Origin of the sequence: Streptomyces sp. SID14478 (genome assembly GCF_010548525.1) — a bacterium.
Lineage (GTDB): Bacteria > Actinomycetota > Actinomycetes > Streptomycetales > Streptomycetaceae > Streptomyces.
Genome location: NZ_JAAGMG010001296.1, coordinates 1 through 1869 on the forward strand (window position 1 = coordinate 1; position 1869 = coordinate 1869).

General features: G+C 65.7%; 3 pseudogenes. 1 reads left to right on the plus strand and 2 read right to left on the minus strand.

The features are described 5' to 3' along the window. Positions 1 to 126, plus strand: a pseudogene (locus G3I40_RS41280) (IS5/IS1182 family transposase); the annotation flags it as partial. Positions 127 to 364: 238 nt separating this feature from the next. On the opposite strand, the pseudogene G3I40_RS41285 reads toward G3I40_RS41280, so the two are convergent. Together G3I40_RS41285 and G3I40_RS41290 are read right to left on the minus strand one after the other, a co-directional pair. Continuing rightward, positions 365 to 882 (minus strand): annotated as a pseudogene (locus G3I40_RS41285) (transposase family protein); the annotation flags it as partial. A gap of 37 nt (positions 883 to 919) precedes the next feature. Next, positions 920 to 1869: pseudogene (locus G3I40_RS41290) on the minus strand (IS3 family transposase); the annotation flags it as partial.

The following is a 1869-nucleotide window of genomic DNA, read 5'->3' on the forward strand; positions in this document are numbered from 1 at the left end:
GAACGAGCCATGGCTACCCTCAAAACCTGGCGACTCCTGCGCAAACTCCGATGCTCGACCACCCGCATCACCACCACCGTCCACGCCGTCGTAGTCCTGCATCAGGCCAGCTCAGCAGCAGGATGAAAAGGGTTCCTTGTGCCCACTGCCCGGTGTAATAGGACGCAGCAAAGCACGCCCCCTGGCCAGCTACACCGGCCACTCCTCGTGTGGGTACGGAAGCCGCCCCGAGCACAGCCTCGCATGCAACACCCGCAACAGCTCCAGCCCAGAGGCCGACACCAGTCGCTGCTGCGCCCTTGAAATCACCCTCAATCAAAGACGCTCCAAGTTCACCCCAGTCTTTAGCGTCAGTAAACCTCTTTCATCCTGAATACGTACAGGTCAGGAGTGTGTGGATGGCCTGGATGATGGTGCCGATGCGGCGGGTGGAGCATCTGGCCCGGCGCAGGATCCGCCAGGTCTTCAGTTGTGCGAAGGCGCGTTCGCCGGTGCGCGGAGCCGGGCGTGGTCGCGGTTGAACTGCTGGTAGTGGGCGGGTTGTTCGTGGTGGTTCTTGTAGGGGGTGCGGACGGTGGTGCCGGCGCCTTGGTGGGCCCGGTCGGCCAGGCTGAGGATCTGCCGGGTGTGGCATGTCTGGGTGATGCCGTGGGCGCGGGCCGCGGTCAGGGCATGGGTGCGGCCTGGTGTCGCGCGGGAGAACCACAATGGTGTGCCGTCGGGGCGTGCAATGACCTGGACGTTCATGCCGTGCCGCCGGTGCTTTTGCGAGTAGTACGGCTCGTCCGCCCTGACACGGTCGGTCGGGATGAGCGTCCCGTCGACGATGACGAAGTCGCCCTCGCCCAGCCCGACGAGGGCCTCGTGCAGGCCCGGCGCCCAGGCGGGGGTCTGATGCAGCCTTGGGTGACAGGTTTGGTTACGCGGCTTGGAGGGCCGGTGTGGTCATGACGGTCTCGTATTCGATGGGGGTCAGTCGGCCGAGTGTGGCTTGTCTGCGGCGTCGGTGGTAGGTCCGTTCGATCCAGGTCACGATCGCGATCCGGAGTTCTTCACGGGTGGCCCAGGTGCGGCGGTCGAGGACGTTTTTCTGGAGCAGACTGAAGAAGGACTCCATGGCCGCGTTGTCGCCGGCCGCCCCGACTCTCCCTATCGATCCCGCCATCCGGTGCAGATCAAGTGCGCGGACGAATCTGCGGGAGCGAAATTGCGATCCGCGGTCGCTGTGCAGAATGCACCCGGCGACGTGATCGCGGCGGGCCACTGCGTTGTCCAGGGCGGCGACGGCCAGGCGGGACTTCATCCGCGCGTCGATCGAGTAGCCCACGATTCGGTTGCTGAAGACGTCCTTGACCGCGCAGAGATACAACTTCCCTTCCGTGGTGTGATGTTCGGTGATGTCGGCGAGCCACAGGCGGTTCGGTCCCGGGGCAGCGAAAACACGGCGGACCAGGTCGTCGTGGACCGGGGGGCCTGCCTTCTTGCTCTTGCCGCGTTTCTTGCCGAACACGCTCCACCAGCGGTTGTCGCGGCAGATCCGCCACGCGGTCCGGTCGGCCATGCCAGATCCCATGGCGCGGGCCTCGTCGGCCAGGAACCGGTAGCCGAACTCAGGGTCCTCGCGGTGGGCGTCGAACAGAGCGTTAGCCCGGGCGGCCTGTGCGAACTCGGCGTCGGTAACCGGCCGTTCAAGCCATCGGTAGTAGGGCTGTCTGGCGAGCTTCAGGACCCGGCACGTCACCGTGACGGGCACCCCGCCTGCGGCCAGCTCTTTCACGAGCGGGTAGATCATTTTCCCGGCAGGTTCGCCTGGGACAGGTAGGCAGCGGCCCGGCGCAGGACCTCGTTCTCCTGCTCCAGCAGCTTGAT